The 1521-nt window shown below is 43.6% G+C and carries 1 protein-coding gene; it reads right to left on the reverse strand.

Translation table 11 applies throughout. The features are described from left to right. Positions 1-1521 (reverse strand): V-type H(+)-translocating pyrophosphatase (locus RIF36_RS26085; RefSeq protein WP_350149706.1); only part of this gene is annotated, 1521 nt, incomplete at both ends.

Consider the following 1521-nt stretch of genomic DNA (forward strand, 5'->3'; position numbering starts at 1 on the left):
CGTCCTACAGCTTGCATAGAAAGAGCAGAGAATAAGAATGGAAGCATAGCTCCAACAAAAAGAGAAGCCATTACAGTCGGGCTCAATACATCGATAGCAAGAAGCTTAACTTCATGCGTAGCGTTGTAAGCAGTGATGAAAGCTGCGAATAATGCAAGTGCAGTAAGAGCAGCAGAACCGATCGCAAAACCTTTACCGATAGCGGCAGTAGTGTTACCAACAGCATCAAGCTTATCAGTACGCTCACGAACTTCAGGCTCTAGTTCAGCCATCTCCGCGATACCACCTGCGTTATCAGAAACAGGACCGTAAGCATCAACAGCTAACTGGATTCCTGTGTTTGCAAGCATACCTACAGCAGCAATTGCGATTCCGTAAAGTCCGGCAAAGCTGTAAGCTCCTACAATTGCGATTGCAATAATGATGATAGGAATTGCAGTCGAGATCATTCCAACTCCAAGTCCTGCGATGATGTTAGTTGCTGCACCGGTTACAGATTGCTTAACAATAGAAAGAACTGGTTTTGTACCTGTACCTGTGTAATGTTCAGTAACTAAACCGATCAATAATCCTGCAGCCAATCCGAAGATTGTAGCCCAGAAAACACCCATGCTTGTGTATTCAATTCCTGAGAATGTCCATGTTTCAGGAAGCATCCATTTAATGATGAAGAAAGAAGCAACCAACATAACAGCAGCTGATAAAAACTCACCCATGTTCAAAGCTCTTTGTGGATCTCCACCATCTTTAACTCTTACAAAGAAGGTTCCCAAAATAGAAGTAAAGATTCCTGTTCCTGCAAGAACCAAAGGAAGCATTACTGCTGAAAGTCCGTCGAAGTTATCGCTCCATCCCGGAATAGTCATGAAAGCAGCACCAAGAACCATAGTACCGATGATTGAACCTACATATGATTCGAAAAGGTCAGCGCCCATTCCGGCAACGTCACCTACGTTATCACCAACGTTGTCTGCAATAGTTGCAGGGTTTAACGGGTGATCTTCAGGAATACCTGCTTCAACTTTACCTACAAGGTCAGCTCCAACATCAGCAGCTTTGGTATAAATACCGCCACCAACACGAGCAAAAAGTGCGATTGAAGATGCACCGAAAGAGAATCCTGTTACTACGGCCAATACTTTGTTTACTGCACCGGCACCGTCAATACCAAACATTTGAGAGAACACGAAGAATAAAACTGAAAGTCCTAATACTCCAAGTCCTACAACGCCAAGTCCCATTACAGAACCACCTGCAAATGCAACTTCAAGACCTTTTCCAAGGCTGGTACGAGCAGCGTTTGTTGTTCTTACGTTTGCTTTAGTAGCAACTTTCATTCCGATGAAACCTGCAAGTCCGGAACAGATTGCTCCAACTACGAAAGAGATGGCAACCATCCAGCTCGAAGTTTCAGGATTAGCACTAAAAGCTAAGATTAAAGCTACTACAAGTACGAAACCTGAAAGCACTTTATATTCTGCTTTTAAGAAAGCCATTGCACCTTTTGCGATACTTTCTGCG

The organism is Imperialibacter sp. (assembly GCF_040222815.1).
Taxonomy (GTDB): domain Bacteria; phylum Bacteroidota; class Bacteroidia; order Cytophagales; family Cyclobacteriaceae; genus Imperialibacter.